This is a genomic window from Paenibacillus sp. Root444D2 (assembly GCF_001426375.1).
GTDB lineage: Bacteria > Bacillota > Bacilli > Paenibacillales > NBRC-103111 > Paenibacillus_E.
The window spans coordinates 10,129-12,489 of the sequence record NZ_LMEO01000040.1; the positions used below are offsets into that span (position 1 = coordinate 10,129).

At 44.2% G+C, this 2,361-nt stretch carries 2 protein-coding genes; both read left to right on the forward strand.

Features of this window, described 5'->3' with window-relative positions; translation table 11 throughout:
• Positions 1 to 107: 107 nt before the first annotated feature.
• Positions 108 to 809, forward strand: coding sequence for a copper homeostasis protein CutC (locus ASD40_RS21700; RefSeq protein ID WP_057305253.1), 702 nt, complete (start codon positions 108 to 110; stop codon positions 807 to 809).
• A 69-nt stretch (positions 810 to 878) separates the two neighbouring features.
• Positions 879 to 2,045 (forward strand): ROK family transcriptional regulator, encoded by a 1,167-nt coding sequence (locus tag ASD40_RS21705; protein ID WP_057305254.1) that lies wholly within the window; start codon positions 879 to 881, stop codon positions 2,043 to 2,045.
• The last annotated feature ends 316 nt before the right edge of the window (positions 2,046 to 2,361 follow it).

Below are 2,361 nucleotides of genomic sequence, written 5' to 3' on the forward strand. Positions count from 1 at the left end.
CTACGCTCAAAGATCCCAAAGCGGAGAGACTTTGAGCTACGCTCAAAGATCCCAAAGCGGAGAGACTTTGAGCTACGCTCAAAGATCCCTATATTAGGAGGAGAATTATGCTGCTGGAAGTTATTGCGACTACAGTGAGAGATGCTTTGTTGGCCGAACAGAGCGGTGCGGATCGTATCGAACTCATAACTGGGATTCTGGAAGGCGGGTTAACGCCTAGCTACGGCTTAATTGATGAGGTTGTGCACAGCACGAAGATCCCTGTTCAAGTGATGATTCGCCCGCATAGCCAATCTTTTTGTTATGACCAGAGAGATCTTGGCGTGATGATGAAAGATATCCAGACAGTGAAACAGATTGGCGCTCATGGCATTGTACTTGGGGCGCTTACCAAAGACCGTAGGATTGATCACGAGACGCTGCGTCGATTGTTAGATGAGGCGGAGGGATTATCTGTGACTTTTCATCGTGCATTTGACGAAGTAAGCAATCTGGAGAAGGCTCTAGAGGAACTACTATCTTATAGACAAATTGATCGGGTGCTCACTTCTGGAGGAAAGCCAAACGTGCTTGATGCACAAGAAGAAATCAAACAGCTTGTTAAGAAGGCGGAGCATTCTCACCTGCAAATTTTAGCCGGAAGCGGCTTGACCGTAAGTTCAATTCCTGCCTTCCTTCAAGCGACAGGTGTGAAAGAGATTCATTTCGGTAGAGGGGTACGAGTGGATAATCATCCGATAAATGAGATCGATACGGAAAAAATTAAAGATTTAAAAAATATGGGTAGGGATCATGTTGCTAATGGTTGACTGCGGTGTGTAGGATGGTTAACATTAGATTTATTAACATGGGTGGAATAAGAAGAGGAATCCAAGTAAATGAAAAAAATTGAGAAGCATGACCAAGATGTGATCAGACTGCACAATAAGCAGATGATTTTGGAAATCATTAAAAAGAGTCGGCCCATCTCTCGAGCGGAAATCACCAAAATCACCAAGTTAAGTCCTACATCTGTAGGGCGTATCGTAGGTGAGTTATGTGAACAAGGATTGGTGAGGGAAACCGCGTTAACCTCGGTAGGCGTTGGACGTAAGGCGATTATGTTAGATATCGATCCCCAGGCGGTTTATACAATTGGTGTCGACATCGGTAAAAAGGCGATTAAGTTCGGAGTCATGGAGTTCAGCGGTGAACTTCTGCATGAGGAGCGAGTTGATCATATCGCTTTGCAAACAACCCCTGAAGCTACGGCCGCTCTCATTTCCGAAACTATTACTTTGATGATAGCGCATAAAAATCTCGACAAGTCTAAAATTATTGGCATCGGCATAGGCGTGCCCGGTGTGATCGACCATGAACGGGGAATCGTCCAGTATTCATCGACATTGGGCTGGAGAAATATCCCTTTCGCTCAGTTTATCCAGGACAAGCTGCATATTCTTACGGTCATTGACAATGACTTGAAAGTGAAAATCCTTGCTGAGTATTTACTAGGGTCCGCCCGCGGATCGAGAAAGACAGCATTGATTGAGTTGGGCACCGGCGTAGGCTCCTCTTTGATCATTGATGGTGACATTTTTCGCGGAGGTTCAAACAGTGCCGGGGAATTAGGACATACCACGCTGGATCCGAATGGCAACATGTGCGAATGTGGCAAAAGAGGATGTCTGCAAACGTATATCGACGAGTCGGCTATTCTGCATGAAGCAAACCGAATCAAGGAGACCGCCGATATCCAGCAGCTTTTTGCAGCTGCACAGAACGAAGAGAACTGGGCCCAAGATATTATATCCAGAACTTCGCTTTACATTGGCATAACCATTAACAATATTGTCTGCATGTATAATCCCGATGCCGTCATATTATGTGGAGATTTGGTGGAAAATTACAGTGAGATTGTGCCTTTAATCGAAGAACAGTGCGGGCAGGTGGTGTGGGAACCTTTTCGTGACACGTTCAAGATTCTGACTTCCGAGTTGAAGAGCAAATCGATCGTTGTAGGCGCAGCCATGTTAGTGATGAATAACTACGTTGATAAATCTTAAAGTAAAAGCGTTACGGACGTTTGAGGCGGCAGCCCCACGTCCGTAACGCTTTTTTAAATATATAAGATCATAATTTCATTTATTTCTTCTGGGTAATCTAAGGATGTTGTATGTGGTACAACAATTTGCGCGCCAAAAGGCTATTTCACAACTTGAAGTTGCACTTTGTACAACATTTTGAGCCCATATGTTGCGAAATGGCCTATATAGGACCAAATTCGGTCTAACCCCCTAATACTGGACACTAGTCGACTAAAGCAACAGATTACTTATTAAATTGCGAGTTTAAACGGCTTTACTTCATTTTTCTTTAACT

Coding starts and splice junctions, on each gene's coding strand:
- ASD40_RS21700 (WP_057305253.1), top strand. CDS start 108: ATGCTGCTGGAAGTTATTGCGACTACAGTGAGAGATGCTTTGTTGGCC.
- ASD40_RS21705 (WP_057305254.1), top strand. CDS start 879: ATGAAAAAAATTGAGAAGCATGACCAAGATGTGATCAGACTGCACAAT.